Origin of the sequence: Variovorax fucosicus (assembly GCF_030316825.1) — a bacterium.
Classification (GTDB): Bacteria; Pseudomonadota; Gammaproteobacteria; order Burkholderiales; family Burkholderiaceae_C; genus Variovorax; species Variovorax fucosicus.
In genome coordinates this window covers 832,762-859,346 of sequence record NZ_JASZYU010000002.1, presented here as the reverse complement: position 1 = coordinate 859,346, position 26,585 = coordinate 832,762, and the positions used below count along the sequence as shown (strand labels likewise).

Below are 26,585 nucleotides of genomic sequence, written 5' to 3'. Positions count from 1 at the left end.
CCCTTTTTCATTCGTCTGGCGAAGTGTCCTGTCGATCGAACACCGCCATGGACTCCACATGCGCCGTGTGCGGAAACATGTTGATCACGCCGGCGCTGCTGCAGCGGTAGCCGCCCTGGTGCACCAGCAGGCCGGCATCTCGCGCCAGCGTGGCCGGGTTGCAGCTCACGTACACGATGCGCCTCGGCGGTGTCCAGCCACCACGCAGTTCGGGCTGTTGGTGCAGGTCTGCCACCGCCTTGGCCAATGCGAAGGCGCCTTCGCGCGGCGGGTCGACCAGCCAGCGGTCGGCGTGGCCATCGGCGACCAGCATTTCAGGGGTCATCTCGAACAGGTTGCGCGCCACGAATTTCGTCGCACTCAGCGGCTGACCGTCGGGCGCAGCAGCCCTGTTCCGCTGGAGATTCTCGGTGGCACGCACCACCAGCGCGTCGCTGCCCTCGATGCCCAGAACCTCGCCGGCACGCGTCGCCAGCGGCAGCGTGAAATTGCCGAGGCCGCAGAACCAGTCGATCACCCGCTCGTCGCGCTGCACGTCGAGCAGGCGCAGTGCGCGCGACACCAGCACACGGTTGATGTGCGGATTGACCTGTGTGAAGTCGGTTGGCTTGAACGGCATCGTGATGCCGAAATCGGGCAGTTCGTACGACAGTTGCGCCCCGCCCTCCTCCAGCAACTTGACCGTGTCAGGCCCCTTGGCCTGGAGCCACCACTGCACGGCGGGATGTGTGGCCGCGAACGCCTTGAGGCGCGCGATGTCGGCATCCGACAAGGGTTCGAGGTGGCGCAGCACCAGCGCAATCACACCCAGCATCGTGCTGCCCGGCGCGTCGCCGCAGGCCAGCTCGATCTGCGGGCAGGTCTGCCGCGCTTCCATCGAATCGATCAACCCGCGCAGCGGCACCAGCAGATCGCTCACCGCGGTCGGCAATACCGGGCAGACGGTCATGTCGGCCACGTAGCTGCTCTTGCGCTCGTGGAAGCCGATCAGCACCACGCCCTTCTTGATCACATGGCGCACCGACAGCCGTGCGCGATAGCGGTAGTGCCAGGCCGGGCCTTCGAGCGGACGCAGCATGTTGTCGGGCTTGACCTTGCCGAGATGCCAGAGCGCGTCTTCCAGTGCACGCTGCTTGACGGCCACCTGGGCCGCCGCATCGAGGTGCTGCATCTTGCAGCCGCCGCAGGCGCCCGCATGCAGGCCGAAATGCGGGCAGCCGGGCCGCACGCGTTGCGAGGATTCGCGCCTCAGTGCGGTGAGCACGCCCTGCTCCCAGTTGTTCTTCCTTCGGTGCAGCTTGACCTGCACTTCCTCGAACGGCAGCGCACCCTCGATGAACACCACCTTGCCGTCGGATCGATGCGCCACGCCCTGCGCATCGAGGTCGAGCGACTCGACCTGCAGCCATTCATCGGGGGACGGCGGCGCCTTTTTCTCTTCTGTTTCTGTCGTCATGCGCCGATTGTCTCAGCGCCGCACGGGCTCGCCGCCCGTCCGCTAGAAAAGCGCGTCGCGCCCGACGCCGACGCGCGTCAGGTGGCGCCGCATCTTGGCCAGCGCTTCGTTCTGGATCTGCCGCACCCGCTCGCGTGTGAGGCCAAGGCGCACGCTCAGGATCTCCAGCGTTTCGGGCTCGCGGTCGTGCAGCCCGTAGCGGCCTTCGAGCACTTCGCGCTCGCGCGCGCTGAGCGTGTCGATCCAGTTGTCGAGCAGTCGTTCGACCTCGTGGGCCTGCGTCACGCCGGTCGGGTCGGCCGCGTCGTCGTCGGAGGCCACGGTGTCGGCGAGGCTGAAGCCGTCATCTCCACCACGTTCGCTGCCGGCATCGAGCGAGCGCGGTGTCTCGGCCAGCGCCAGCAGATCGGCCACCTCCTGGACCTCGCGCCCGAGCAAGGCGGCAACGTCTTCGACCCGCACGCCTTCGGGACGGTGCGCGAGGAAATCTGCATCTGCTTCGAGCGTACGGCGGGCCCGCAGCACCTGTTGAAGCTCCCGCACCACGTGCACCGGCAACCGGATGGCGCGGCCCTGGTTCATCACTGCGCGTTCGATCGACTGGCGGATCCACCAGGTCGCATAGGTCGAGAAGCGAAAGCCGCGCTCCGGCTCGAATTTGGTGATCGCGTGCATCAGGCCGAGATTGCCCTCCTCGACCAGGTCGGCCAACAGCACGCTGCGGCCGAGGTAGCCCTTGGCGATGTTGACCACCAGCCGCAGGTTGTGTTCGATCATGGACTGGCGCGCCGCGAAGTCACCGGCCCGGGCTTCGCACGCGGTCTTGAACTCTTCTTCGGGAGTGAAGAGCGGCGTGCGCCGCACCTCGCGCAGGTAGCGCGTGAGCGAATCACCGCCTTCGAGGCCGGTCAGGGGCTCGTCGTCGCGAGATCGCGGAGGATCTCCATCGCTACCAGATTCCATGACACTCCGTCTCGAGCCCGCGAGCGCCGCAGGCCTTGTGCGCGAGATCGGGAGCACCGCCTGTCCAACCCCTCAACCCCGCCCACATGGGTGCCGACGGGTGAGGTTTGCAAGGCGCTACCGCGCTGGCAGGTAACGCGCCGGATCGACCGGCTTGCCCTGACGACGGATCTCGAAATGCAGTTTGACGCGGTCGGCGTCGCTGTTGCCCATCTCGGCGATCTTCTGGCCCTTTTGCACTGACTGGTCTTCCTTGACCAACAGCGTCTGGTTGTGGGCGTAGGCCGTGAGGTAGGTGTTGTTGTGCTTCAGGATGATCAGGTTGCCGTAGCCGCGCAGGCCCGCACCCGCATAGACCACGCGGCCGTCGGCCGATGCCAGCACCGGCTCGCCAGCCTTGCCGCCAATGTCGAGCCCCTTGTTCTTGGCCTCGTCGAAGCCGGCAATCAGGTTGCCCTGTGCCGGCCAGATCCAGCCCACGTCTTCGTCGCCGGACGCTGCCGCGGCGGGCGCAACCGACGAGGTGGTGACGGGCGGCTTGACCGGCGCGGCGGTGGCGGGCGCAACGGTGGACTGGGTGACAGGGCGCGTCGTCACGCCCGTGGCATCGGTGGCGCCGGGCGCGGTTGCGGGTGCAGTTGCCACGGCGGTGGCGCCAGTCGGTGCAACCACGCGCAGCACTTGGCCCACTTCGATCTGGTCGGGGTTGTCGAGGTTGTTCCAGCGTGCGATGTCCTGCCAGCGCTGCCCGGTCTCGGTGCCGATGCGGCGGATCGTGTCGCCCGGGCGCACCGCGTAGTAGCCGGGTTTGCCGTAGTTTTCGATGCCGGCCAGCGGACGTCCCTGCGAATCGACCGTCATTGGCGAGACACCCGGCAGAGCGGGTGCCGGTGCCTTGCTCATGGTGCCACGGTCTTCGACCGGTGCGGGACTGCGTGGCGAGGCACAACCCGCAATCACGAGCGTCAACGCCAGCGAAATGCCGGCGACCCAGCTCCGATTGCCAAAACCCTGCATGTGTTCTTCCTTCAAGCGATACCCGATTTTAGGGGGACAAAGTGGACCGCCTCAAGAATGCGGCGCTCGAGTCCACGAGCCGTTTTGTCGATGACAACGAGGGCCTGCCCTCCTGCCGCGGAATGGGTTGGCGCGACGATGCGCCCGCCCACTGCCAACTGGTCTGTCCAGGCGTCGGGTATGGCCTCGCCACCCGCAGCCGCGATGATTCCTGCGTAGGGTGCACCCTTGGCGAAACCGATCATTCCGTCGCCCAGCAACAGATGGAGTGTCGGGATCCGGAATGGACGCAAATTGGAGCGCGCCTTCTCATGCAGGCCGCGCAGGCGCTCGATGCTGTAGACCTCGGTCGCCACGTGGCTCAGCACCGCAGCCTGGTAGCCGCAGCCCGTGCCGATCTCCATCACCCGGCCGAGTCGGTCATTCGGTTTGCCGGCCAGTGCCGGTGCGCCGAGCAACAACTCGATCATCCGCGCCACCACGTTGGGCTTGGAGATGGTCTGGCCCAGCCCGATCGGCAGGCTGGTGTCTTCGTAGGCCTGGTTCACCAGCGCGCTGTCGACGAAGCGATGCCGCTCGACCGTGCCCATCGCGCGCAGCACGCGTGCGTCGGCAATCCCTTGCCCGGCCAGCTTCTGTACCATGCGCGCGCGCACGGCGTCCGACGCCATCGACGGCGTGCTGCTGACCACGGTCGGACGCACCGGCACGGCCGACGCGCGGCCCCGGGTGACGGCCGATGCGGTGGGCGTCAGCCGAACCGGAAAGCTCGGGCGTTGCGTGGCCATCAGGCGACGAGCCGCGCCACCGCGTCGCGCCATGCACCAAGGTTCGCGTGGTCGGTCAGATCGATCTGCAGCGGCGTCAGTGCGACGTGGCCCGCGCTGGTCGCATGGAAGTCGGTGCCTTCGCCGCTGTCCTTGGCGCCGCCGGCGCCGGCGATCCAGTACATGGTTTCGCCGCGCGGGCTGTCCTGCGTGATGACCTTCTCCGCCGCATGGCGCCGGCCGAGCCGACAGACCTTGACCGGTTGCAATTCGCCGATCGGCCGGTTCGGCACATTGACGTTGAGCAGGAAGGCCGGTCCTTCGTGCATTCGTTCGCGCTCGATCTGCTGCACCAGCCGGCGAGCGACCTCGGCTGCCGCGTCGATGTGGGCCCAGCCCTTCTCGGTCTGCGAGAAGGCAATGGCCGGAATACCGAACAGGTACGCTTCCATCGCGGCGCCGACCGTGCCCGAATAGATCGTGTCGTCGCCCATGTTGGCGCCGTTGTTGATGCCGGAGACCACGAGATCGGGACGGTAGTCGAGCAAGCCCTTGAGCGCGATGTGCACGCAATCGGCCGGCGTGCCGGTCACGTAGCGAAAGCCGTTGTGCGATTTGTGCACATAGAGCGGCGCCGCCAGTGTGAGTGCATTCGACTTGGCGCTGTTGTTGTGTTCGGGGGCGACGACTTCGACCTCGGCGATGTCCTTCAGCGCTGCATGCAGTGCGACGATGCCGGGAGCCTGGAAGCCGTCGTCGTTGGAGATGAGAATTTTCATGGCGTCGATCGGTGCGCCATTCTAGGGTTGCGGTCGGTCACGCCTGAGACATCGGCGCTGCGCGGGCCGAACGTATCATGGCCGCCCCCAAAGGAGACCTCTGCATGCATGCATGGCTTTGCGAAAACCCGACCGGCGTCGATGCGCTGACCTGGAAAGAACTTCCGACACCGCAACCCGGCCCGGGCCAGGTGCTGATCGAGATCAAGGCGGCAAGCCTCAACTTTCCCGATCTGCTGATCGTGCAGAACAAGTACCAGATCAAGCCACCGCTGCCCTTCGTGCCGGGCTCCGAGTACGCGGGCGTTGTGCAAGCGGTCGGAGAAGGCGTGACCCACCTGAAGATCGGCCAGAACGTGGCGTGCCTGTCGGGCACAGGCGGTTTCGGCACCCACACGCTGGCACCGGCAGCACTCTGCATGCCATTGCCGGCCGGCTTCGGGCACGTGGATGCGGCCGCCTTCATCATGATCTATGCCACCTCGTGGCACGCCCTGATCGACCGCGCGCAACTGAAAGCCGGCGAGACGGTGCTGGTGCTCGGCGCCGCAGGCGGTGTCGGTACGGCCGCGATCCAGATTGCCAAGGCCGCAGGCGCGCGTGTGATCGCAGCGGCGTCGACCGATGAAAAATGCGAACTCTGCCGCTCGATTGGCGCCGACGCCACCATCAACTACACCACGCACGCGCTGCCGACCGGTTTTCGCGATGCGATCAAGGCGGCGACGGACGGCAAGGGCCCGGATGTGATCTACGACCCGGTCGGCGGCGACTTTGCCGAACCTGCATTCCGCTCGATCGGCTGGCGCGGCCGCTATTTGATCGTCGGCTTCGCGGCCGGCCCGATTCCCTCGCTCCCGCTGAATTTGCCATTGCTCAAAGGCGCTTCGCTGGTCGGCGTGTTCTGGGGCGATTTCGCAAAGAAGGAGCCCAAAGCCAATGCGGCCATGATGGCTGAATTGGCCCAGTGGTATGGCGCAGGCAAGATCAAGCCGGTGATCGACAGCACCATGCCGATGAAGGAATTGAAAGCGGCCTATGCCCACATGGGCTCGCGCGGCGTCAAAGGCAAGCTGGTGATGGTGAACTGAGGCATTGTCCGTATTGACGGCCCATCAAAAAAGCCCGCGACTGCGGGCTTTTTTGATGGCGGCGAAACGCGGTTCAAATTTCGAACTCGGACAGCGACTTGCCCGCAGCGAGCGCTTCCGTCACCCAGCGCGGCTTGCGACCGCGGCCGCCCGACCAATTTTCGCCATTCGGGCCGCGGTATTTGGCAGCGGCCTTGGCCGGAGAGGCTCCCGCGCTCCGCTTGCCGACAGCAGCACGCGTGCTCAACTTGAGATCGGCGGCCGACAAACCGTACTCCGCAATCTTCTGGCGCACTTCCTCGATCACGGCGCCGCGTTCCTTGTTGCGCAACTCTTCAGCCTGCTTGCGCAATTGCGCGATCTGTTCGTCGTGCTTCTGAATCTGCGAATTGATGTCGGCAAGAGAGGTCATTGCGGGCTTCCTCGGAATTGAAAAGAAAATTTTAATTCAAAACCAATTGCAACCGGCATGGCGGCATAAAAAAAACGCGCCGGTCGAGCGACCGGCGCGTTTCAATGTTTTTTGGGGTGGCTGATGGGACTCGAACCCACGACGACCAGAATCACAATCTGGGACTCTACCAGCTGAGCTACAGCCACCAAAGAAGCCTGCGATTGTAGCGTCAAAACTAGCGCGTTGGCTCGGCGGGCCGCGGCACGAGGATTTCCGCCTTGTAGCGTTGCTTCAGCAACTCATAGTAGGCCGCGTTTTCGGCGGCAGAGATGACCTGCGCGAATTGCCCGGCCTCCTGCTGCGCCGTTTCGGGCGTGGAAGGTGCGCGCGGCACCGCCTTGTTGACCCGCACCACCGCGTAGCCCTGGGCGCCAAGGTCGACACCGGCCCAGGCCGGCAGCTTGGACGTATCGGCCCGCAGCGCGCCCTCGATCACCGGTGCCGGCAGCGACTGGGTTTCGAGCCGCGACACGGTCACCGGCGCGGCGAGCGTGGCGCCGGCCGAATCGGCTTGCCAGGCCCTGAGTCGGGCCTCGCCTTCGGTCTTGGCCAGCGCGGCGGCGCGCTCGGCCACCAACTGGCTGCGAACCTTGTCCTTGACCTCGGCAAATGGCAGCGTGCGCGCCGCGGCGTACTTCGCCACGCGGCCCGACGCGAGTTGGCTCGGGCCGACTTCGATCGCCTCGGTGTTGTGCTTGCGCTCGAGCGAATCGGCCGCGAACAATGCACCCAGGAAGTTGCGACTGGCGAGCGCGCCCGTGGCACCTGCGGCCGGCGTGCGCGCAACGTTGCTGGCGGTCTGGAGCTTGAGCTTGAGCTTGTCTGCCGCAGGCTGCAGGCTGTCGGGCTGCTGGTACACGAGATCGGTGAAAGTCTCGGCCGCCTTGGCGAACTCCTGCGTCGCCTGCTGGGCGCGAACTTCGTCCTCGATGCGCGCGCGAACCTGTTCGAACGGCGGCACCTGCTCCGGCTTGATGTCGGTCAGACGGATGATGTGATAGCCGAACTCGGTTTCGACAACGGCGCTGATCTCGCCCTTCTTGAGCGCGAACATCGCATCCTCGAACGGCTTGACCATCGCGCCGCGCGTCACGAAATCGAGGTCGCCGCCCTTCTCCGCGGACCCGGGATCCTGCGAGTTCTTGCGCGCGATGTCGGCAAAGCTGGCCGGCGACTTTTTCACTTCGGCCAGCAACTGCTCGGCCTTGGCCTTGGCCTTCTCGCGCTCGGCGGCCGGCGCGCTGGCCGGTGCCGTGATCAGGATGTGGCTTGCGCGGCGTTCTTCTTTGGTGCCGAAGCGCGCCTTGTTCTGCTCGAAATACGCCTTGGCGTCGGCCTCGCTGACCGCGATGTTCTTCTTGACCGCGTCCAGATCGAGAACCAGATATTCGACGGCGGCCTGCTCAGGGGCCTGGAACAGGGCCGGATGATCCTTGTAGTAGGCCTCGAGATCGGCATCGCTGACCGTGACCTTCGCGGCAAAGTCGGCTGCATTGAAGCGGGCGACCTGCACCTCGCGGCGGTCGTAGAACGCGTTGATCGTCGCCTCGGTCTGGGCCTTCGTCGCGAAAGCCGAACCGGAAACGCCCTGCAGCACCTGTTGCGTCGCGAGTTGCGCCCGCACCGATGCTTCGTACTGCTCGGGTGTTTGCTGCGTGGTTCGCATGAACAACTCGCGGTCGAACTTGCCGTCGGCACCGCGGAACGCGGCAAGCCCCTGATCCTGCGCAAAGATCCGCGCAAGCTTGTCTTCCGACACGGTCATGTGGGTCTTGTCGGCCGCGGTCTGCAGCACGCGATCGCGCACCATGCGGTCGAGCGTGGCGTAGCGTGCGGCGTCCGAATCGAGCAGCGCGGCATCGATGCTGGGCGACTGCTGCCGAATGCGATCGACCTCGTTGCGGTGCTGCTGATCCCACTCGGGGCGCGTGATGTCGTGGCCGTCGACGCGCGCAACCTTTTCGCCCTTGCCGTCGCCCTGGGTGTAGCGCTCGACGCCGAAAAACACGAACGACGGAATGATCAGCAAGAACAAGAACGCCATCACGATCTTGGTGTGCTTGCGGAAAAAATCAAACATTGAACACTCTCTCTATTGAAGCAGCCGAGACATCGACTCGGGCAACAAAAAAGGCGAACAACGTGTTCGCCTTTGCATCGTTTGGTGGGTGCTGAGGGGCTCGAACCCCCGACCTACGCCTTGTAAGGGCGCCGCTCTACCAGCTGAGCTAAGCACCCCACCGGGAATGATGTCTCAGTTCAGCGCATCTTTCAGCGCCTTGCCGGGACGGAACTTCGGGATCTTGGCGGCCTTGATTTTAATCGCTGCGCCGGTGCGCGGATTGCGACCGGTGCGGGCAGCGCGTTTGCCCACCGCAAAAGTACCAAAACCGACGAGCGAAACCGAGTTGCCCTTTTTCAGGGTGGTGCGAATCGCGCCGATGGTGGACTCCAGCGCACGCGTGGCTGCAGCTTTGGAAATATCGGCGTTTTTTGCGATGTGCTCAATCAGTTCGGTCTTGTTCACAAGGGCCTCTTGTCGGAAAAAAAGTTGTCGGGTGTGCCGCCAACTGCATGACCGACCCCTGAGTGGTGCCGTGCGGCGCGGTGGGAAGAAGGATGGCAGTTGCGGCGCGTCGGCAGCGCACTGCCGACAGGGATTAGAGCCACTGGTCTACGGGGTGTCAATACGACACAGGGCCGCGCAGCACAGCGAACACCGCGATTTTAGAGGCGTTTCGTGAAGTCCTCTTCAAAGCGCGGCAGCAATCGCCTTGCCAAGATCGATGGTGCCGGCCGTGCCGCCGATGTCGGCCGTGCGCGGCGCGCCGCTTCCGGGCGCGAGAACCGCCTCGATCGCAGCGAGGATCGCATCGTGTGCCGCCTTGTGGCCGAGGAACTCCAGCATCATCGCGCCGCACCAGATCTGGCCGATCGGGTTGGCGATGCCCTTGCCGGCGATGTCGGGCGCCGAACCATGCACCGGCTCGAACAGCGACGGCGTGGTGCGCTCCGGGTTCAGGTTGGCGCTGGGCGCAATGCCGATGGTGCCGGTACAGGCCGGCCCCAGGTCGGACAGGATGTCGCCGAACAGGTTGCTTGCAACCACCACGTCGAAGAACTCCGGGCGCTGCACGAAGTGCGCCGTCAGGATGTCGATGTGAAACTTGTCGAGCGTGATGCCGGGATAGTTCTTTGCCATTTCGGCCACGCGCTCGTCCCAGTAGGGCATGGTGATCGAAATGCCGTTCGACTTGGTGGCGCTGGTCAGGTGCTTCTTCGGGCGCGACTGCGCGAGCTCGAAAGCGAACTTGAGCACACGATCCACGCCGATGCGCGACATCACCGTCTCCTGCACCACGATCTCGCGCGCGGTGCCCTCGTACATGCGCCCGCCGATGCTCGAGTACTCGCCTTCGGTGTTCTCGCGCACGATGTACATGTCGATCTCGCCGGGCTCGCGCGGCGAGCCGTCGCGCCGCACCACGGGCGCCGTGATGCCGGGCATCAGGCGTGCGGGACGCAGATTGATGTACTGGTCGAACTCGCGCCGGAACAGGAGCAAAGAGCCCCAGAGCGACACATGATCCGCAATTTTCTGGGGCCAGCCGACCGCACCGAAAAAGATGGCATCGTGCCCGCCGATCTGGTCTTTCCAGTTGTCGGGCAGCATCTTGCCGTGCTTCTCGAAGTAGTCCCAGCTCGAGAAATCGAAATGATCGAACTTCAGGTCGATGCCGAACTTGCGCGCGGCCGCGTCCAGCACACGAATGCCCTCGGGCATGGTTTCCTTGCCGATGCCGTCGCCGGCGATCACTGCGATGCGTTGGGTGCTCATGGGAAGTCTCCTGGGATCAAGTTGGAAAGAAATGCAACGCCGCCCGGGCGACTTGTTGCGGTGCCTCTTCAGGCAGGTAGTGGCCACACGGCAAGGTATTGCCCGACACCTGCAATGCACGTTCGCGCCAGAGCGCCAGGACGTCGAAGCAACGGCCTACGGCGCCGTGTTCGCCCCACAGAACCTGCAGGGGCTGCGTGAGCAGGCGCTCGGCGGCAACGTCGGCGCGATCGTGCGCCAGATCGATCGAGGCGGACGCGCGATAGTCCTCGCAGATCGCGTGCGCGGTGCCGTCGATCGCGGCACAGCGCTCGTATTCCAGAAGCGCCTCGGGTGCGAACGGAGCGAGCCCGGCATGACGGCTGCCCATCACGCTGCGGATGTAGCGGGCCGGGTCGCCCTCGATCAGCGCCTCGGGCAGCGGCGGCGGCTGGATCAGGAAGAACCAGTGCCAGTAGGCGCGCGCAAAGGCTTCGCTGGTGTCGCGGTACATCGCGAGCGTGGGAGCGATGTCGAGCAGCAGCAGGCGATCGACCGCGTCGGGATGGTCGGCCGCGAGCCGATGGGCGACGCGTGCACCGCGGTCATGCGCCAGCACGCCAAAGCGTTCGAAGCCATGCTGCTGCATCACGGCCAGCGCATCGAGCGCCATCTCCCGCTTGCTGTAGGCCCCATGGTCGGGGCCGCCGGCCGGCCGGCCTGAATCGCCATAGCCGCGCAGATCCATCATGACCAGCGTGAAGTGGTCGGCCAGTTCCGGCGCCACGCGGTGCCAGATCGCATGGGTCTGCGGATGGCCGTGCAACAGCAGCAGCGGCGCACCGCGGCCGCCAATGCGGCCATGCAACCGAACCGGGCCGCGATACAGGTCGAAAGGCGTGAATGAATCGAGCACGCAGGGATTGTGCGTGGCACGAGGCAGCGCATCAAGCAACAATGCATCAACCTATAATTTCCCTTATGGCACGAATCGATCGCGGCGATCTGGAGCTCATGCAGGCCATTCGCGGTCACGGGAGTCTGGCGGGCGCGGCGCTCGCGCTCGGCGTCGTGCCTTCGGTGATCACCAAGCGGCTCGGCGCGCTCGAGACACAACTGGGTCAGCGTCTGTTCGAGCGCACCACGCGCCGCTTGAGCCTTACCACGGAAGGCGAGGCGCTCTGCCAGCATGCCGACGGCCTGCTCGACCGCTTTGCCGCGCTCGAAGCCGAGCTGGCCGAACGCCAGAACGCATTGAGCGGCACCCTGCGGCTTGCTGCGACCTTCGGCTTCGGCCGGCGCTGGGTCGGGCCGGCACTGGCCGCTTTTCAGGCCCTGCACCCTGCCCTGCAGGTCGAGCTGCAGCTCACCGAGCAATTGCCCGACCTCGGGGCCGAGGGCTACGACGGCGCGATCTGGCTCTGGAGCGTGCAGAACAGGCATGCGAGCGACTGGGTCACGCGACGCATCGCGCGCAACCAGCGTGTGCTGGCTGCATCACCTGCCTATCTGCAACGGCACGGCCTGCCTGCGGATCTGCCGGCGCTGGCCGCGCACGACTGCCTGGTGGCACGCGAGAACGGCAGCGCGCAGCCGCGTCCGTTCGACCTCTGGACGCTGCGCCATGCGCGCGACGGCAGCACCGCGCGCATCCGCGTCCAGGGCGCGCTCGCCAGCAACTCCGGCGAAATGGTGCGTGACTGGTGCCTCGACGGCCGCGGCATCATGTTGCGCAGCCTGTGGGACATCGCACCGCAGCTCGCATCGGGCGAACTGGTGCGCGTGCTGCCGCAATACACCATGCCCGAGGCCGACATCCATTGGGTTGCGCCGTGGCGGCCGAAGACGCCGCGCCGCGTGCGCCTCTTGATCGACTTTCTGGTGGAGGCGTTTCGCGCCGAGCCGTGGAAGCGCGAGGCGCCAGCCCGACCGAAGCCGCGGCGCGCCACAGCCTAGGACGGCGGCGCGGCGCTGCGCACCACCAGGCTGACCCCCACCGCGGTCAGGCTGATGCCGGCGAGCGTCACCAGCGTGATCGGTTCATCGAACAGGAGCCATGCCATCACTGCGGTGCACGGCGGCACCAGGTACAACAGACTGGTCACGGCCGTCGCGGTGCCGCGCTGGATCAGCATGTAGAGCAACGATGCGCCGCCCAGCGACAGTGCCAGCACCGCCCAGGCCATCGAGCCGACCACTGCGGCATTCCACACGATCGCACCGGTCTCGAACAGCGCAAACGGCAAGGTCACCACGAGCGCCGCTGCCAGTTGCACCGCGCTGGCGCTGCGCACATCGCAGGGCGCGACAAAGCGTTTCTGGTAGAGCGTTCCGGCGGTGATCGACAGCAGCGCAAACACCGCCAGCCCCATCGTCAGCGCATTGACCTCGCCGCCCTGGCCGAGCTTGCGCGACACCACCAGCACCAGCCCGGCGAAACCGAGCAAGAGGCCGGCCCACTGGCGCTTTGTGATGGTCCCGCCGTGCATCGACATCCATACCGCCGTCAGCACCGGCTGAATGCCGACCAGCAGCGCGATCAGTCCGGAGCCCATGCCGGCCTTGACCGCGGCCCACACGCCGCCCAGGTACCCGGCCTGCATCAGGATGCCGGTGACGGCGAGGTGAAGCCACTGCGCCCGCCGCTCCGGCCAGGCCACGCGCGTCGCCGCCACCCACAGGCCGAAGCACAGCAGCGACAGCGCATAGCGCACCGCGAGAAACTTGAGGGGCGGCGCGTACGGCATGCCATAGCGCGCGACGATGAAGCCGGTGCTCCAGATCAGCACGAACACCGCAGGCATCAGGCGCAGCCATGCGGCCGCGCGGCCGTCTGCCGTCATTTCGCCCGGGCCCGAATTTCGGGAATCGCCTTCTGCAGGTAGTAAACCATCGACCAGACCGTGAGCACGGCCGAGATCCAGATCAGCCACTGGCCCCAGACGCCGGTGTCGATCACGCCGAACAGCTTGCCGTTGAACAGCAGGAACGGAATCGCGACCATCTGCACGACGGTCTTGACCTTGCCGATCATGTGCACTGCCACGCTCTTGCCTGCGCCGATCTGCGCCATCCATTCGCGCAGCGCGGAAATCGCGATCTCGCGGCCGATGATGATCAGCGCCACGAACACGTCGGCGCGCTGCAGATGCACCAGCACGAGCAAGGACGCACAGACCAGGAACTTGTCCGCCACGGGATCGAGAAAGGCGCCGAACGCCGATGTCTGGTTGAGCTTGCGGGCCAGGTAGCCGTCGAGCCAGTCGGTCGCCGCGAACACGATGAACATCACCGTGGCGATGAGATTGCGCATCGGCTCCGCGATGGGCAGGTAGAACACACCGACGATCAGGGGGATCGCGACGATGCGCGTCCAGGTCATGATGGTGGGAAGCGTCCAGAACATGCGGCTGATTGTGACTTGGTTCAGTGAAGGGCCCGGTAGATCTCTTCGGCCAGGTCGGCCGCGATGCCGTCGACCGACGCGATGTCTTCCACGCTGGCCGAGGCAACGCCGCGAATGCCGCCGAAGCGTTGCAGCAGGCGGGCGCGGCGCTTGGGCCCGATGCCGGGGATGTCCTCGAGCTGGCTCCCGCCCACGCGCACCTTGGCCCGCTTGGCCCGCATGCCGGTGATCGCGAAACGGTGCGCCTCGTCACGGATCTGCGCCACCAGCATCAGCGCGGCCGAGTCGCGGCCCAGGTAGACCTTGTCGCGTCCGTCGGCGAACACCAGTTCCTCGAGGCCGACCTTGCGGCCCTCGCCCTTCTCGACGCCGACGATCAGCGATAGCGGCAGCCCGAGCTCGCTGAACACCTCGCGCGCCATCGACACCTGCCCCTTGCCCCCGTCCACCAGCACCAGTTCGGGCATGCGCGCGGCCTTGGTGTTGACCGGCGCGTCGGCGCCGACGCCGTTGGCGTCGCCGGCCGTCGGCGCATCGGTTTCGGCGGCCATCGCCTCGGCCAGCCGCGCATAGCGCCGGGTCAGCACCTGCCGCATCGCCGCGTAGTCGTCGCCCGGCGTGATGCCTTCGATGTTGTAGCGCCGGTACTCGCGGTTCTGCATGGCATGGTGCTCGAACACCACGCACGAGGCCTGCGTCGCTTCGCCCGCCGTGTGCGAGATGTCGAAGCATTCGATGCGCAGGCTGTCGAGGTCGTCGGGCGCGAGTTCGAGCGCATCGACCAGCGCACGCGTGCGCGCCTGCTGCGAGCCTTCTTCGGCAAGCAACCGGGCCAGTTGCAGGCCAGCGTTGGTCTGCGCCATCTCGAGCCAGTGGCGACGCTGCTCGTGCGGCTGGAAAACCGCCGTGATGCGCGTGCCGGCTTGCTGCGACACGGCCTCGATCAGTTCGCGGCTCACCTGTTCGCTCAGCACCAGCGTGGCCGGCACCGGCACATCGATGTAGTGCTGCGCGATGAAGGCTTCGAGCACCTGCACTTCGATGGCGTCCGCCATCGCGGGCTTGCTGCCGTCTTCGGCGTCGTCGAGCTCGCCATGGCGAATCTGCGCCGCGTCCTCCACGTGCACGGGAAAGTAGGCACGGTCGCCCAGATGCCGCCCGCCCCGCACCATCGCGAGATTCACGCATGCCTTGCCGCCCTGCACCTTGACCGCGAGGATGTCAACGTCCTTGTCGGATGCGATCTCGATCGACTGCTGATGCAGCACGCGCGACAGCGCCGACATCTGGTTGCGCAGCTCGGCGGCCTGCTCGAATTCCAGCTTTTCGGCATGCGCCGTCATGCGGTCTTCGAGCGTTCGCAGCACCAGTTGCGTATCGCCCTGCAGGAACGCCTCGGCATTGGCCACGTCCTGCGCGTAGGCCTCGGGCGTGATGTAGCCGACGCACGGGCCGGTGCAGCGCTTGATCTGGTACAGCAGGCAGGGCCGGGTGCGGTTGGCATACACCGTGTCTTCGCAGGTGCGCAGCTTGAACACCTTCTGCAGCAGCTGGATCGATTCCTTCACCGCCCACGCGCTCGGGTACGGGCCGAAGTAGCGGTGCTTCTTGTCGACCGAGCCGCGGTAGTACGCGAGCCGTGGAAACTGGTGCGACGCGATCTTCAGGTAGGGGTAGCTCTTGTCGTCGCGAAACAGGATGTTGTAGCGCGGCTTGAGCGTCTTGATGAGGTTGTTCTCGAGCAGCAGCGCCTCGGCCTCGGAGCGCACCACGGTCGTCTCCATGCGCACGATCTTGCTGATCATGTGGCCGATGCGCGTGCCGCCGTGGCTCTTCTGGAAGTAGTTGGCAACCCGCTTCTTCAGGTTGCGCGCCTTGCCCACATAGAGCACCGCGCCGGCCGCATCGAAGTAGCGGTAGACGCCCGGCAATTGCGGCAGGGCCGCGACTTCGCTGAGCAGTTGATCGGAATGCACGTCTGACATGGCGGCTATTGTGGCGCGGGCTCCCGAAGGTAGAGTCGCCGCGATGCACTGGGACATCTTCTGCAGGGTCATCGACAACCATGGCGATCTCGGCGTCTGCTGGCGGCTGGCCTGTCAGCTGGCGACGCAAGGCGACCGCGTACGGCTGTGGGTCGACGACGGCGCCGCGCTGCAGTGGATGGCGCCCGCTGGCCAGCCAGGCGTCGATGTGATCGACTGGCGCGATCCGGACGCCATCGGCAGCGCCGTGGCGGTAGCCGCGCCGGACGTCCTGATTGAAGCCTTCGGCTGCGACCCCGCTCCTGAATTGATAGCACGCTTCGCCCGTCGCTCGGGTGCCAGCGGCCGAAAAGGCGCATGGATCAATCTGGAGTACCTGTCCGCCGAACCGTATGTCGAGCGCCTGCACGGGCTGCCTTCGCCGGTGTTCCGCGGACCCGGCGAAGGGTTGACCAAGCATTTCTTCTATCCCGGCTTCACCGAGCGCACCGGCGGCCTGCTGCGCGAAGCCGGCCTGGTCGAAACACGCGCCGGCTTCGACCGCGCGGCCTGGCTCGCAGCGCAAGGTATTGCGTGGCACGGAGGGCCGGTGTGGCCGCTGTTCTGCTACGAGCCGCCGGCGCTGCGCGCGTTGCTGACCACGCTCAAGGACGCTTCCAACCCCGCGCAGTTGCTGGTCGCGGCGGGGCGCCCCGCGGCAGCCGTGCGCGCTGCACTGCAGGCGCCGGGCCTGCGGCGAGCGTCCGATGCGCTCCCGATCACCTGGCTGCCCGCCCTGACCCAGCCCGAATTCGACTGCCTGCTCTGGAGCGGCGACCTGAATTTCGTGCGCGGCGAGGATTCGCTGGTGCGTGCGCTCTGGGCCGGCGCGCCACTGGTCTGGCAAATCTACCCGCAGGACGACGACGCCCACCACGTCAAGCTCGAGGCCTTTCTGGACTGGCTGGCGGCCCCGCCGTCGCTTCGGCGCTTTCACCGGATCTGGAACGGCTTCGAGGACGGCGCCCTGCCTGTTCCGGACGCAGCGACCCTCGCGGAATGGCGCGATGCGGTGCAGGCGGCGCGCACGCGACTGCTGGCGCAGGACGATCTCGCCACGCTATTGCGCCGGTTCGTCGCCCAAAAAAGCTAAAATCGGGGGCTTTGCGGATTTCGGGCCGGGGTTTCATGTGAACCCCTCTTGCCTTTCCGCTGAACCCGCCGCGGGGAAATGCGGCTTCAGGCCCAGGGCCTGTCGCCGCACCGAGCGGCAGAACATCCAGTGACCCAAAGACCCTGATATGAAAATCGCTCAAGAAATCCGCGCCGGCAACGTCATCATGCACGGCAAGGATCCGATGGTCGTGCTCAAGACCGAATACAGCCGCGGCGGCCGCAACTCCGCCACCGTGCGCATGAAGCTCAAGAGCCTGATCGCCAACTTCAACACCGAGCAGGTGTTCAAGGCCGACGACAAGATCGACCAGATCGTGCTCGAAAAGAAGGAGTGCACCTACTCCTACTTCGCCGACCCGATGTACGTCTGCATGGACACCGAGTACAACCAGTACGAAGTCGAAGCCGAGAACATGGGCGACTCGCTCAACTACCTCGAAGACGGCATGCCGGTCGAAGTGGTGTTCTACGACGGCAAGGCCATCTCGGTCGAACTGCCGACCAGCGTCGAGCGCGAAATCACCTGGACCGAGCCGGCCGTCAAGGGCGACACCTCGGGCAAGGTGCTCAAGCCCGCCAAGATCTCCACCGGTTTCGAAGTGCCGGTGCCGCTGTTTGTGGCCCAGGGCGACAAGATCGAAATCGACACGCGCACCGGCGAATACCGCAAGCGCGTCTGAGCACAGCCGGCCTCGATAAAAAGCTCCCTCGGGAGCTTTTTTTTCGTACGCTGCGGGCATGAACCAAGCCGCCTCTGTCCGCACCGAAACCGATGGCCCGATCAGCACCATCGTGCTGAGCCTCCCGAAACAACGCAACGCAGTCGACCGCCAGACCGCCGAAGCCCTGCGCGACGCCTTCATGCGCTTCGAGGCGGACGACAGCCAGCGCGTGGCCGTGCTCTGGGGCGAGAACGGTGTGTTCTGCGCGGGGGCTGACCTCGGTGCCGTGAGCGACCCGGCGCGCCGTAACGAGGTCGACCCCGAAGGCGGCGGCGACGGGCCGATGGGCCCCACCCGCATGGCACTGCGCAAGCCGCTGATCGCCGCCATCGGTGGCCATGCCGTCGCAGGCGGGCTCGAACTCGCGCTGCTGGCCGACCTGCGCGTGGCCGAGCAGAGTGCGGTGTTCGGCGTGTTCTGCCGGCGCTGGGGCGTCCCGCTGATCGACGGCGGCACCGTGCGGCTGCCACGCATCGTCGGCATGGGGCGTGCACTCGACCTGATCCTGACCGGGCGCGCGGTCCTGGCCGACGAGGCGCTCGCGATGGGCCTCGTGAACCGCGTGGTGCCCGACGGCAGGTCGCGTCAAGCCGCCGAGCAACTGGCGCGCGAGATCGCGGCCTTTCCGCAGCAGTGCATGCTGACCGACCGCGCATCCGCCTACGCACAGTGGGACTTGCCTCTGAACGACGCACTGCGGCAGGAAGGCCGTCTCGGCGCGCCGATCGTCGCGGCCGAAGGCGCAGCGGGTGCCGCGCGTTTCGTGCAGGGTGCGGGGCGGCACGGGAGCTTCTAGACTTCGTCGGCCAGCGCGCAGTCTCAAGAGCACCCGAGCTGGCCCCTATCCTGCTTTGTCCCCTGACACTTTGCGCATCCACAATCCGGACACCATGAACAAGATCCACGACCTTCACGACAAACGCCTGGCCGACGCCTGGGCCACGCTGCAGGCACATTCGGACAAGGGCCTTCCGCTCGACCCAGATCCGTCCCGCCTGGCCTTTGCCGACCCTGAGTTCCTGCTGCGGCGCGAAACCCGTGGCCTGCGCATGCAGCTCGAACTGATGAAACCCGACATCGAGATGCGCGCCCATGGCATCGAGAACACCGTCGTGGTGTTCGGCAGCGCGCGCTTTCGCAGCAAGGAAGAGTCCGATGCACTGATCGCCCAGGCCGAAGCGGCCGGCGACGCGGTGGCGCTCGAGCGCCTCAAGCGCCTGGCGCGCGGCTCGCACTATTACGAAGAGGCCCGCAGCTTCAGCAAGATGGTGGCCGAGTACAGCAAGGCCAAGGATCCGGAAGACCAGCTCTTCATCTGCACCGGCGGTGGCCCCGGCATCATGCAGGCCGCCAACCGCGGTTCGTACGAAGGCGGCGGCCTCAACATCGGCCTGGCCATCGCGCTGCCGATGGAAGAAGAGGCCAACCCCTACGTCACGCCGGCGCTGAGTTTCAAGTTCCACTACTTCGCGATCCGCAAGATGCATTTCATGATGCGTGCGAAGGCGCTGGTCGCATTCCCGGGCGGCTTCGGCACGCTCGACGAGCTGTTCGAGGTCATCACGCTGGTGCAGACGAAGAAGTCGAAACCGGTGCCGATCGTGCTGTTCGGCACCGACTACTGGAAGAAGCTGCTCGACTTCGATTTCCTGGTCGAGGAAGGCGTGATCTCGCCCGGCGACGTGAAGCTGTTCGAGTACGTCGACGCGCCGGCCGACGCGTGGGACGCGATCAAGCGCTTCTACAAGCTCTAGGACGGCCGCTGGATCAGCGTCGCCACCACCAGCACATGGGACACCACGACGAAGCTGACTGATGCCACGAGCATCAGGTCGCCAAAGTTGAACGGCGCTGGGCCGTCGTCGAACTGGCCATCGGCGAAGGCGAGCGCCAGCCCGCAAAAGGCCATGCCGAGCAGCACGCCTGCAACGATGGTCAATGTGCGGCGCAATGTCATCGCTGGAGTCGCTTTCATTGCCCGACTCTGCGCACCCCCGGCGCATGCGTCTGTTCGGCAACGCACGCACACACCGACAAATTCAGGGCGCGCGCAGCCCCCATACCGCGCGCGTTCCGGCAGCCACCACGCCGCCGACCACCCAGAACACGCCCGCAACCCCGATCAATGCACCCGCGGCGCCGAACAGCATCGGCATCGCGACGCTCGACGCATTGAGCGTCATCACGCGCAGCCCCAGCGCTTCGCCATGGCGTTCGTGCGGCGTGATCTGGTGCAGCATGCTCATGACCATCGGCTGCACCGCGCCCAGCGCGATGCCCAGCATCACCGAACAGGCGCCCATGCCGAGCGCCGACGACATGAGCGGATAGACGGCGAACACCAGCGCGGTGATGACGTTCGACACCGTGATCACGCTGCGTTCGCTCAAGCGCGAGGCGACGATCGGCAACACCACGCGGATGCCCGCCGCAGCCACGGCGAACGCGCCGAGGATCGAGCCGATCACCGATGCACTGAGTCCCCGTTCATGCCCCAGGATCGGCAGCACGAAGGTGTGCACGTCCCAGGAGGCCGACTGCAGCCAGTTGACGAACAGCAAGCGACGAAACATCGGCTGCCCGAGCAGATCCCAGGCGCGCGGCTTGGGCGCGCCGGGTGGCGGCGGCGTGATCGGCAGCTCCGTGGCCCCGCGCGCGAGCAGCCAGCAGACCAGCGGCAGCAGCGCCGCCAGACCGAATGCCACCCGGTAGCCGACCATTGCCCCGGGGGTGGGGCCGGCGTGGTCGATCAGCAGGCCCGCGGCGAACGGCCCGACGAAGTTGGCGGCGGCGGGCGAGATCGCCAGCCAGCTGAACACCTGCTTGAGCTGTGTCGGGTTGGCCGCCGCGCGACCCACATGGCGCTGCAGCGTGATCACCGCGATACCGGTCGCACCGCCGGTCAGCAGCGCAGCAAGGCAGAACACCGGGAACACGGGGAATGCAGCAGCCAGCGCCGCGCCGCTCGTGGCCGCGCCCACTGCGATCGACAACGGCAGGCGCAGCCCGTGCCGGTCGGCGAAGCGCCCCGTCGGCAAGGCGAGGAAGACCTGCGTGAGCGCGAACAGCGAAAGCATCACGCCCACTGCAGCAGCGCTGTAACCCTGCTGCAGCGCCAGCAACGGCGCCGCGAGCCGGGTGCCGGTCATGGCGGCATGCAGGCACACCTGCGCAAGAATCAGGCGCAGCAGTTCAGGCGTCACAGGGCTGCGTCGTCCTCGCTGCCCGCGGGCGGCAGCAAGGCTTGCGATTGCGCCTCCGGCAGCGCCTCGACCTGCTTGAGCGCGCGGTGCATGACGTTGCTGCGGGTCTGCGCCTGATCCAGCGTGTTGAGCACGGTCTGGGTCTGCGCCTTGACTTTCGAAAGTACGTCGCCGAACTTGCTGAACTCGGCCTTGACCGCACCCAGCACCTGCCAGACCTCGCTCGACCGCTTCTCGAGTGCCAGCGTGCGAAAGCCCATCTGCAGCGAGTTGAGGATGGCCAGCAGCGTGGTCGGGCCTGCCAGCGTGACGCGGTGCTTGCGCTGCAGGCCCTGCATCAGGTCCGGGCGGCGCAACACCTCGGCGTAGAGGCCTTCGGTGGGGAGGAACAGGATCGCGAAGTCGGTGGTGTTCGGTGGCTCGATGTACTTCTCTTCGATCGATCGCGCCTCGAGCCAGATGCGGGTTTCGAGCGCACGGCCCGCGAGTTCGGCGGCCACCGGATCGGCGCGCTGCTGGGCGTCGAGCAGGCGCTCGTAGTCTTCGTTGGGAAACTTGGCATCGATCGGCAGCCACAGCGGCTCGCCATCGGCCTTGCGGCCCGGCAGGCGAATCGCAAAGTCGACCGTGTTGCGCGTGCCGGGCCGCGTGACCACCTGGGCCGCGTATTGCTCCGCCGCAAACACCTGTTCGAGCAAGGCGCCGAGCTGCGCTTCACCGAAGATGCCGCGCATCTTGACGTTGGTCAGCAGGTGCTTGAGGTCGCCCACGCCCTGCGCCAGCGTCTGCATCTCGCCCAGGCCCTTGTGCACCTGCTCCAGGCGGTCGGCCACCTGCTTGAAGCTTTCGCCGAGCCGCGCTTCGAGCGTGCTCTGCAGCTTTTCGTCGACCGTCTTGCGCATCTCGTCGAGCTTGGCCGAGTTGGTCTGCTGCAATTGCGCGAGCTGCGTCTCCATGGTCATGCGCACTTCGGCCAGGCGACGTGCGTTCGATTCGCTCAGGCCCTGCAACTGCGTGTTGAGCGTGTCGGCCAGCGTCTTCTGCAGCAGCGTGAGTTGCTGCGCAAAGGCGTCGATCTGCGCGTTCTGCGTGCGGGTGGCCTCCGCGCCCTGCTGCACCAGTGCAGCCTGGAAGCTCGCGAAGTTCTGGCCGAGCTCCTGGCGCGTGGCGCGCGACGATTCGCCGACTTCCTGGCGCAGCGTGCGCGCCGTGCTTTCGTTGCCCGATGCCAGGGCCGCGACAAGTTCTGCATGCCGATCGGACGCCGGCTTGCGCAGCAACAGCCACAGGACGAGGATGAAGTTCAGGGCCGCGAGGCCCAGCAGGGCCCAGAGCCCCAGTTCGTTGGTAGGCACGTGTCTGCGATCTATCGGGTGGCCAGCACCGCAGGATTGACGGGCGTGAGCGCCTTTTTCTGCGTGAGAAAGCCGATGAGGTTGTCAGTCGCGAGGTCGGCCATGGCACGGCGTGTGGGCACGGTCGCGCTGGCGATATGGGGCGTGAGCACCACGTTCGGCACGGTCAGCAGGTCGGGATGCACCTTGGGCTCACCCTCGAACACGTCGAGGCCGGCGGCAGCGATGCGCTTCTCGCGCAGTGCGACGGCCAGCGCTGCGTCGTCGACGATGCCTCCGCGGGCGATGTTGATCAGCGTCGCGGTCGGCTTCATGAGCGCGAGCTCGGCAGCACCGATGGTGTGGTGCGAAGCCGGGCTGTAGGGCACCACCAGCACCACATGGTCGGCTGTCCTGAGCAGTTCGTCCTTGCTCACGTAGCCGGCCTTGCATTCGGCCTCGAGCCCGGCGTCAAGGCGCGACCGGTTGTGATAGATCACCTTCATTCCGAAGCCGTGGGCGCCGCGCTTCGCGATGCCCTGCCCGATGCGGCCCATGCCGATGATGCCGAGCGTGCTGCCGTGGATGTCGGAGCCGGAGAACATGTCGTAGGCCCATTTCGTCCATTGGCCGGCGCGCAGGTAATGCTCGCTCTCGGCGATGCGGCGCGCGGTGGCCATCAGCAGCGCGAAGCCGAAATCGGCCGTGGTTTCGGTGAGCACATCGGGCGCGTTGGTGCCGAGCACGCCGTGCGCGGTCATGGCGTCGACGTCGAAGTTGTTGTAGCCCACGGCCATGTTGGCGCAGATCTTCAGATCCGGGCAGGCGTCGAGCAGTTCGGCGTCGATGCGCTCGCTGCCGGTGGTGAACGCGCCCTGCTTGCCCTGCAGCTTCGCGATCAGTTCGGCCTTCGACCAGGCCGCGTCGGTCTGATTCGATTCGACCTCGAAGTGCTGTTCGAGCCGGGTGATGGTTTCAGGGAAGATCGCGCGGGCGACGAGTACCTTGGGTTTGGTCATTGTTGTTTCAGCGGAAGAAGATCAGGGTGGTGAGGATGAACAGCGGCACCAGGATGAAGCCCGACCAGGCCATGAACCCGAAGAAGCTCGGCATCTTCACGCCGCGGTCCTCGGCGATGGCCTTGACCATCAGGTTCGGCGCGTTGCCGATGTAGCTGTTGGCTCCCATGAACACGGCGCCGGCCGAGATCGCGGCGAGCGTGCTGGCGTAGGTGGTCATCAGCGCCTGCGGATCGCCGCCGGCGGTATTGAAGAACACCAGGTAGGTGGGTGCATTGTCCAGGAACGAGCTCAGGATGCCGGTGGCCCAGAAATACATGGCCGGATCGGGCTGGCCGTCGGGCCGCGTGACGGCCGACACCACTGCGCCGAACGGTCCCTGCGTGCCGGCCTTGAGCATCGCGATCACCGGAATGATGGTCAGGAAGATGCCCGCGAACAGCTTGGCCACCTCGGCCATCGGGCCCCACGCGAACTGGTTGTCGGCATGCACCTCGCCGGGGGTGATCCTGAGCGACAGCAGCGTGAGGGCGACGAGGCCCACGTCGCGCACGACGCCCGGCAAACCGACCGGCGTGCCGAACACCTCGAACACCACGGCCGACTTCCAGAAGCCGCTGACCAGCACCAGCAGCAGCACGCCGCCCAGCAGCCAGAAGTTGGCCGCACCGTCGAAGCCGATGCGTTGCGTGTCGGGCGTCGGATCGACCGGTAGCACGCCTTCCTTGTGGTAGTAGTGACTATCGATCAGCCAGAACAGCGCGAGCAGCACGCCGACCACGAACAGGGTGTCGGGCAGGATGTTCTTCAGCGTCCAGAAGAAATCGACGCCCTTGAGGAAACCGAGGAACAGCGGCGGGTCGCCCAGTGGCGTGAGCGCGCCACCTGCGTTCGACACGATGAAGATGAAGAACACCACCACGTGCGCCTTGTGGATGCGGTTGTCGTTGGCGCGGATCAGCGGGCGGATCAGCAGCATCGAGGCGCCCGTGGTGCCCATGAAACTCGCAAGCACCGCGCCGATGGCGAGGATGGCCGTGTTGAGCCCGGGTGCGCCGTGCGGGTTGCCGCGGATGTGGATGCCGCCGGCCACGGTGAACAGCGCCGTCAGGAGGACGATGAACGGGATGTATTCGGCCAGCAGCGCATGCACCAGCTCATGCGAGGCCGCGGGCACGCCGAACTGCATCGCGAACGGCAGCAGGAACGCAAGGCCCCAGGCGGCTGCGACCTTGCCGTAATGGCGGTGCCAGAACGACGGCACCAGCAGCGGCATCAGCGCGATCGACAGCAGGATGCCTGCAAAGGGAACGCCCCACAGGGGCGAGACCTCCGCACCATTCATGCCGGCGTCTCGATCTCGAACACCTGGCGCAGGTAGGCGAGGTACTTCTCGTCCTCGCACATGTTTTTCGACGGCGTGTCAGAGAGCTTGGCCACCGGCTGGTCGTTGCAGCGGATCATCTTGATGACGATCTGCAGCGGCTCGTAGCCGAGGTCGTTGGTGAGGTTGGTGCCGATGCCGAACGCCAGCTGGCAGCGGCCACGGAACTGTTCGTAGAGCTCGATGGTGCGCGGCACCGTCAGTCCGTCGCTGAAGATCAGCGTCTTGGTGCGCGGGTCGACGCGGTTCGCCACGTAGTGCGCCAGCATGCGCTCGCCCCACTGGAACGGGTCGCCGCTGTCGTGGCGCGAGCCGTCGAACAGCTTGCAGAAGAACAGGTCGAAGTCGCGCAGGAACGCGCTCATGCCGTACACATCGGACAGCGCGATGCCGAGGTCGCCGCGGTATTCACGGCCCCACATCTCGAAGCCGAACACCTGGCTGTCGCGCAGCCGCGGGCCCAGTGCCTGGCAGGCCTGCAGGTACTCGTGCGCCATGGTGCCCAGCGGAATCAGCCCGAGCTTCATCGCGTAGAGCACGTTGCTGGTGCCGGCAAATTGCGGACTGCGCTCGCCAACGCGTGCCGGCACCGTCACCGCGCCGAGCCGGGCGCTCAGGGTGCGCAGCACTTCTTCATGCCACTCCTTGGAGAAACGCCTGCGCGTGCCGTAGTCGGCAATCTTGAGATCCGTGAGGCCGTTGCCGCGCAACTCCCCGATCTTGGTTTCGAGTCGGCGCCGGCCTTCCGCCAGGTCGGGCTGCGGCTGCGTGTTGCGGAAATAGACCTCGTTGACGATCGCCAGCACCGGGATCTCGAACAGGATGGTGTGCAACCACGGGCCCTTGATGCGGATCTCGAGTTCGCCGCTGGCCTGCGGCACGATGTCGATGTACTTCTCGTTGAGCCGGAACAGGCCAAGGAAATCGACGAAGTCGCTCTTGATGAAGCGCATCGAGCGCAAGTAGGTCAGCTCGGGTTCCTTGAACTGCAACGAGCACAGGTGCCGCACCTCTTCGCGGATCTGTCCGGCGAAGCGCGCAAGGTCGACGCCGGGGTTGCGGCACTTGAAGCGGTACTCGACGCGTGCACCGGGAAAGTGGTGCAACACCACCTGCATCATCGTGAACTTGTAGAGGTCGGTGTCGAGCAGGCTGTGAATGATCATTGGCAAATACCGCGTGTTCCCGTTGTCCCGCGCCATTATCGCGGCGTATCACGACATGCGTCGGCCGGTGCCTACGCCCCCTTCCCGGCGCGTCCTACTGCGGCTTCGCCAGCGCACGGCCACATTGCGTTCACGCCGGCAAATTGCCGACGGCTCAACCGCAACGAAGGAGATCGCCGTGAACAAAGACACCGTGGAAGGCAACTGGAAACAGCTCAAGGGCAAGGTCAAGGAGCAATGGGGCAAGCTGACCGATGACGACTTCGACGTCATTGCCGGCAAGCGCGACCAGCTGCTCGGCCGCATCCAGGAACGCCATGGCATCAGCAAGGACGAAGCTGAAAAGCAGGTGGCCGACTGGGAAAAGCGCAACCCCGACTACTTCTTCGAGAAGTCCTGACTTTTCGGCCTGCGTTCTCATTCACTGAAATCGACTTCACAACTCAACGAGGGCAACTCAAATGAAAAAACACCTGCTCATGCTCGCGATCGCTTCGTCCTGCTTCATGGTCACGCACGCCAGCGCGATGACCAAGGACGAATACAAGGTTGCCAAGGAAAAGATCGAGGCCGACTACAAGGTCGCCAAGGCCAAGTGCGACACGCTGAAGGACAACGCGAAGGATGTCTGCGACAAGGAGGCCAAGGGCACCGAAAAGGTGGCCAAGGCCGAACTCGAACAGCAGTACAAGCCGAGCGACAGCCACAAGAGGAAGGTGGCCGAAGAGAAGGTCGATGCGACCTACGCCGTTGCCAAGGAAAAGTGCGACGACCAGACCGGCGACGCCAAGAGCGCCTGCGTTAAGCAAGCCAAGGCCGACGAGGCCAAGGGCAAGGCCGACATCAAGGCCATGAAGAAGATGTGAT

The 26,585-nt window shown here is 65.8% G+C and carries 27 protein-coding genes and 2 tRNA genes; 8 read left to right on the top strand and 21 right to left on the bottom strand.

Going from position 1 to position 26,585, the window contains the following annotated elements; all coding sequences use genetic code 11:
- Positions 1 to 7: 7 nt before the first annotated feature.
- The 5 genes from rlmD to surE form a co-directional block, all read right to left on the bottom strand.
- A complete protein-coding gene (rlmD, locus tag QTI05_RS16220; protein ID WP_286545967.1) occupies positions 8 to 1,456 on the bottom strand; it encodes a 23S rRNA (uracil(1939)-C(5))-methyltransferase RlmD in 1,449 nt (482 codons plus the stop codon).
- A gap of 42 nt (positions 1,457 to 1,498) precedes the next feature.
- Entirely contained in the window at positions 1,499 to 2,419 is a 921-nt protein-coding gene (locus QTI05_RS16215) for a sigma-70 family RNA polymerase sigma factor (RefSeq protein ID WP_286622223.1), read from the bottom strand.
- A gap of 117 nt (positions 2,420 to 2,536) precedes the next feature.
- Complete coding sequence (locus QTI05_RS16210) at positions 2,537 to 3,436, bottom strand: peptidoglycan DD-metalloendopeptidase family protein (protein ID WP_286622222.1); 900 nt, start codon at positions 3,434 to 3,436, stop codon at positions 2,537 to 2,539.
- A gap of 11 nt (positions 3,437 to 3,447) precedes the next feature.
- Positions 3,448 to 4,224: a protein-L-isoaspartate(D-aspartate) O-methyltransferase gene (locus tag QTI05_RS16205; protein WP_286545961.1), complete on the bottom strand. Its 777-nt coding sequence runs from the start codon at positions 4,222 to 4,224 to the stop codon at positions 3,448 to 3,450.
- On the bottom strand, positions 4,224 to 4,982 hold the full coding sequence (gene surE, locus QTI05_RS16200) for a 5'/3'-nucleotidase SurE (protein ID WP_286545959.1): 759 nt from the start codon (positions 4,980 to 4,982) through the stop codon (positions 4,224 to 4,226). Before surE ends, QTI05_RS16205 begins: the two co-directional genes overlap by 1 nt.
- A gap of 104 nt (positions 4,983 to 5,086) precedes the next feature.
- On the opposite strand from surE, the gene QTI05_RS16195 reads away from it, so the two are divergent.
- The gene (locus QTI05_RS16195; RefSeq protein WP_286622221.1) at positions 5,087 to 6,073 is read left to right on the top strand and encodes an NADPH:quinone oxidoreductase family protein; all 987 of its coding nucleotides are present in this window, start codon (positions 5,087 to 5,089) and stop codon (positions 6,071 to 6,073) included.
- A gap of 73 nt (positions 6,074 to 6,146) precedes the next feature.
- On the opposite strand, the gene QTI05_RS16190 is transcribed toward QTI05_RS16195, so the two are convergent.
- The 7 genes from QTI05_RS16190 to QTI05_RS16160 form a co-directional block, all read right to left on the bottom strand.
- Positions 6,147 to 6,485: an H-NS histone family protein gene (locus QTI05_RS16190; protein WP_286622220.1), complete on the bottom strand. Its 339-nt coding sequence runs from the start codon at positions 6,483 to 6,485 to the stop codon at positions 6,147 to 6,149.
- 112 nt (positions 6,486 to 6,597) lie between these two features.
- Positions 6,598 to 6,673, bottom strand: a tRNA-His gene (locus QTI05_RS16185).
- 29 nt (positions 6,674 to 6,702) lie between these two features.
- Complete coding sequence (locus QTI05_RS16180; RefSeq protein WP_286622219.1) at positions 6,703 to 8,607, bottom strand: SurA N-terminal domain-containing protein; 1,905 nt, start codon at positions 8,605 to 8,607, stop codon at positions 6,703 to 6,705.
- An 82-nt stretch (positions 8,608 to 8,689) separates the two neighbouring features.
- Positions 8,690 to 8,765: transfer RNA gene (locus tag QTI05_RS16175), tRNA-Val, on the bottom strand.
- A 16-nt stretch (positions 8,766 to 8,781) separates the two neighbouring features.
- On the bottom strand, positions 8,782 to 9,054 hold the full coding sequence (locus QTI05_RS16170; RefSeq protein ID WP_068642416.1) for an HU family DNA-binding protein: 273 nt from the start codon (positions 9,052 to 9,054) through the stop codon (positions 8,782 to 8,784).
- Positions 9,055 to 9,279: 225 nt separating this feature from the next.
- Positions 9,280 to 10,365, bottom strand: coding sequence for a tartrate dehydrogenase (locus QTI05_RS16165; RefSeq protein WP_286545950.1), 1,086 nt, complete (start codon positions 10,363 to 10,365; stop codon positions 9,280 to 9,282).
- Between the two features lie 16 nt (positions 10,366 to 10,381).
- Positions 10,382 to 11,260, bottom strand: a complete 879-nt coding sequence (locus tag QTI05_RS16160) for an alpha/beta fold hydrolase (protein WP_286622218.1) — start codon at positions 11,258 to 11,260, stop codon at positions 10,382 to 10,384.
- Positions 11,261 to 11,334: 74 nt separating this feature from the next.
- Here QTI05_RS16160 and QTI05_RS16155 point away from each other — a divergent pair, with 74 nt between their 5' ends.
- Positions 11,335 to 12,300 carry a LysR family transcriptional regulator gene (locus QTI05_RS16155; RefSeq protein WP_286622407.1) on the top strand — a complete coding sequence of 322 codons (966 nt, stop codon included), beginning with the start codon at positions 11,335 to 11,337 and terminating at the stop codon, positions 12,298 to 12,300.
- Here the strand turns inward: QTI05_RS16155 and QTI05_RS16150 are convergent.
- Genes QTI05_RS16150 through uvrC form a run of 3 tightly spaced genes read right to left on the bottom strand, consistent with a single transcriptional unit; the run spans position 12,297 to position 15,735 of the window.
- Positions 12,297 to 13,187 carry a DMT family transporter gene (locus QTI05_RS16150; protein WP_286622216.1) on the bottom strand — a complete coding sequence of 297 codons (891 nt, stop codon included), beginning with the start codon at positions 13,185 to 13,187 and terminating at the stop codon, positions 12,297 to 12,299. The genes QTI05_RS16155 and QTI05_RS16150 overlap by 4 nt on opposite strands.
- Positions 13,184 to 13,750 (bottom strand): CDP-diacylglycerol--glycerol-3-phosphate 3-phosphatidyltransferase, encoded by a 567-nt coding sequence (gene pgsA, locus QTI05_RS16145; protein WP_286545946.1) that lies wholly within the window; start codon positions 13,748 to 13,750, stop codon positions 13,184 to 13,186. Before pgsA ends, QTI05_RS16150 begins: the two co-directional genes overlap by 4 nt.
- Before the next feature lie 20 nt (positions 13,751 to 13,770).
- The gene (uvrC, locus tag QTI05_RS16140; RefSeq protein WP_286545945.1) at positions 13,771 to 15,735 is read right to left on the bottom strand and encodes an excinuclease ABC subunit UvrC; all 1,965 of its coding nucleotides are present in this window, start codon (positions 15,733 to 15,735) and stop codon (positions 13,771 to 13,773) included.
- A 43-nt stretch (positions 15,736 to 15,778) separates the two neighbouring features.
- Between uvrC and earP the strand changes: the two genes are divergently transcribed.
- The 4 genes from earP to QTI05_RS16120 all read left to right on the top strand — a co-directional run bounded on the left by earP (position 15,779) and on the right by QTI05_RS16120 (position 19,366).
- Complete coding sequence (earP, locus tag QTI05_RS16135; protein ID WP_286622215.1) at positions 15,779 to 16,867, top strand: elongation factor P maturation arginine rhamnosyltransferase EarP; 1,089 nt, start codon at positions 15,779 to 15,781, stop codon at positions 16,865 to 16,867.
- A gap of 148 nt (positions 16,868 to 17,015) precedes the next feature.
- The gene (gene efp, locus QTI05_RS16130; protein WP_286545942.1) at positions 17,016 to 17,570 is read left to right on the top strand and encodes an elongation factor P; all 555 of its coding nucleotides are present in this window, start codon (positions 17,016 to 17,018) and stop codon (positions 17,568 to 17,570) included.
- Positions 17,571 to 17,628: 58 nt separating this feature from the next.
- Positions 17,629 to 18,408: a crotonase/enoyl-CoA hydratase family protein gene (locus QTI05_RS16125; RefSeq protein WP_286622214.1), complete on the top strand. Its 780-nt coding sequence runs from the start codon at positions 17,629 to 17,631 to the stop codon at positions 18,406 to 18,408.
- A 94-nt stretch (positions 18,409 to 18,502) separates the two neighbouring features.
- Positions 18,503 to 19,366, top strand: coding sequence for an LOG family protein (locus QTI05_RS16120; protein ID WP_286545940.1), 864 nt, complete (start codon positions 18,503 to 18,505; stop codon positions 19,364 to 19,366).
- Here the strand turns inward: QTI05_RS16120 and QTI05_RS16115 are convergent.
- The 6 genes from QTI05_RS16115 to pncB form a co-directional block, all read right to left on the bottom strand.
- Entirely contained in the window at positions 19,363 to 19,587 is a 225-nt protein-coding gene (locus QTI05_RS16115; protein WP_286657828.1) for a hypothetical protein, read from the bottom strand. The genes QTI05_RS16120 and QTI05_RS16115 overlap by 4 nt on opposite strands.
- Before the next feature lie 64 nt (positions 19,588 to 19,651).
- Positions 19,652 to 20,815: an MFS transporter gene (locus QTI05_RS16110; protein ID WP_444812910.1), complete on the bottom strand. Its 1,164-nt coding sequence runs from the start codon at positions 20,813 to 20,815 to the stop codon at positions 19,652 to 19,654.
- Positions 20,812 to 22,170 (bottom strand): DNA recombination protein RmuC, encoded by a 1,359-nt coding sequence (locus QTI05_RS16105; protein ID WP_286545938.1) that lies wholly within the window; start codon positions 22,168 to 22,170, stop codon positions 20,812 to 20,814. Before QTI05_RS16105 ends, QTI05_RS16110 begins: the two co-directional genes overlap by 4 nt.
- Before the next feature lie 11 nt (positions 22,171 to 22,181).
- Positions 22,182 to 23,168, bottom strand: a complete 987-nt coding sequence (locus QTI05_RS16100; RefSeq protein ID WP_286622213.1) for a 2-hydroxyacid dehydrogenase — start codon at positions 23,166 to 23,168, stop codon at positions 22,182 to 22,184.
- A 7-nt stretch (positions 23,169 to 23,175) separates the two neighbouring features.
- Positions 23,176 to 24,513, bottom strand: a complete 1,338-nt coding sequence (locus tag QTI05_RS16095) for a sodium:proton antiporter (protein ID WP_286622212.1) — start codon at positions 24,511 to 24,513, stop codon at positions 23,176 to 23,178.
- Complete coding sequence (pncB, locus tag QTI05_RS16090; RefSeq protein ID WP_286545935.1) at positions 24,510 to 25,718, bottom strand: nicotinate phosphoribosyltransferase; 1,209 nt, start codon at positions 25,716 to 25,718, stop codon at positions 24,510 to 24,512. The genes QTI05_RS16095 and pncB overlap by 4 nt, the downstream gene beginning before the upstream one ends.
- 178 nt (positions 25,719 to 25,896) lie before the next feature.
- Between pncB and QTI05_RS16085 the strand changes: the two genes are divergently transcribed.
- Positions 25,897 to 26,118 (top strand): CsbD family protein, encoded by a 222-nt coding sequence (locus QTI05_RS16085; protein ID WP_286545933.1) that lies wholly within the window; start codon positions 25,897 to 25,899, stop codon positions 26,116 to 26,118.
- Positions 26,119 to 26,179: 61 nt separating this feature from the next.
- Entirely contained in the window at positions 26,180 to 26,584 is a 405-nt protein-coding gene (locus QTI05_RS16080; protein WP_286545932.1) for a hypothetical protein, read from the top strand.
- The last annotated feature ends 1 nt before the right edge of the window (position 26,585 follow it).

What these genes read in the sequence shown, in the direction of transcription:
- rlmD (WP_286545967.1), bottom strand. Translation starts at nt 1,456, where the DNA reads ATGACGACAGAAACAGAAGAGAAAAAGGCGCCGCCGTCCCCCGATGAA.
- QTI05_RS16215 (WP_286622223.1), bottom strand. Translation starts at nt 2,419, where the DNA reads ATGGAATCTGGTAGCGATGGAGATCCTCCGCGATCTCGCGACGACGAG.
- QTI05_RS16210 (WP_286622222.1), bottom strand. Translation starts at nt 3,436, where the DNA reads ATGCAGGGTTTTGGCAATCGGAGCTGGGTCGCCGGCATTTCGCTGGCG.
- QTI05_RS16205 (WP_286545961.1), bottom strand. Translation starts at nt 4,224, where the DNA reads ATGGCCACGCAACGCCCGAGCTTTCCGGTTCGGCTGACGCCCACCGCA.
- surE (WP_286545959.1), bottom strand. Translation starts at nt 4,982, where the DNA reads ATGAAAATTCTCATCTCCAACGACGACGGCTTCCAGGCTCCCGGCATC.
- QTI05_RS16195 (WP_286622221.1), top strand. Translation starts at nt 5,087, where the DNA reads ATGCATGCATGGCTTTGCGAAAACCCGACCGGCGTCGATGCGCTGACC.
- QTI05_RS16190 (WP_286622220.1), bottom strand. Translation starts at nt 6,485, where the DNA reads ATGACCTCTCTTGCCGACATCAATTCGCAGATTCAGAAGCACGACGAA.
- QTI05_RS16180 (WP_286622219.1), bottom strand. Translation starts at nt 8,607, where the DNA reads ATGTTTGATTTTTTCCGCAAGCACACCAAGATCGTGATGGCGTTCTTG.
- QTI05_RS16165 (WP_286545950.1), bottom strand. Translation starts at nt 10,365, where the DNA reads ATGAGCACCCAACGCATCGCAGTGATCGCCGGCGACGGCATCGGCAAG.
- QTI05_RS16150 (WP_286622216.1), bottom strand. Translation starts at nt 13,187, where the DNA reads ATGACGGCAGACGGCCGCGCGGCCGCATGGCTGCGCCTGATGCCTGCG.
- pgsA (WP_286545946.1), bottom strand. Translation starts at nt 13,750, where the DNA reads ATGTTCTGGACGCTTCCCACCATCATGACCTGGACGCGCATCGTCGCG.
- uvrC (WP_286545945.1), bottom strand. Translation starts at nt 15,735, where the DNA reads ATGTCAGACGTGCATTCCGATCAACTGCTCAGCGAAGTCGCGGCCCTG.
- earP (WP_286622215.1), top strand. Translation starts at nt 15,779, where the DNA reads ATGCACTGGGACATCTTCTGCAGGGTCATCGACAACCATGGCGATCTC.
- efp (WP_286545942.1), top strand. Translation starts at nt 17,016, where the DNA reads ATGAAAATCGCTCAAGAAATCCGCGCCGGCAACGTCATCATGCACGGC.
- QTI05_RS16125 (WP_286622214.1), top strand. Translation starts at nt 17,629, where the DNA reads ATGAACCAAGCCGCCTCTGTCCGCACCGAAACCGATGGCCCGATCAGC.
- QTI05_RS16120 (WP_286545940.1), top strand. Translation starts at nt 18,503, where the DNA reads ATGAACAAGATCCACGACCTTCACGACAAACGCCTGGCCGACGCCTGG.
- QTI05_RS16115 (WP_286657828.1), bottom strand. Translation starts at nt 19,587, where the DNA reads ATGAAAGCGACTCCAGCGATGACATTGCGCCGCACATTGACCATCGTT.
- QTI05_RS16100 (WP_286622213.1), bottom strand. Translation starts at nt 23,168, where the DNA reads ATGACCAAACCCAAGGTACTCGTCGCCCGCGCGATCTTCCCTGAAACC.
- QTI05_RS16095 (WP_286622212.1), bottom strand. Translation starts at nt 24,513, where the DNA reads ATGAATGGTGCGGAGGTCTCGCCCCTGTGGGGCGTTCCCTTTGCAGGC.
- pncB (WP_286545935.1), bottom strand. Translation starts at nt 25,718, where the DNA reads ATGATCATTCACAGCCTGCTCGACACCGACCTCTACAAGTTCACGATG.
- QTI05_RS16080 (WP_286545932.1), top strand. Translation starts at nt 26,180, where the DNA reads ATGAAAAAACACCTGCTCATGCTCGCGATCGCTTCGTCCTGCTTCATG.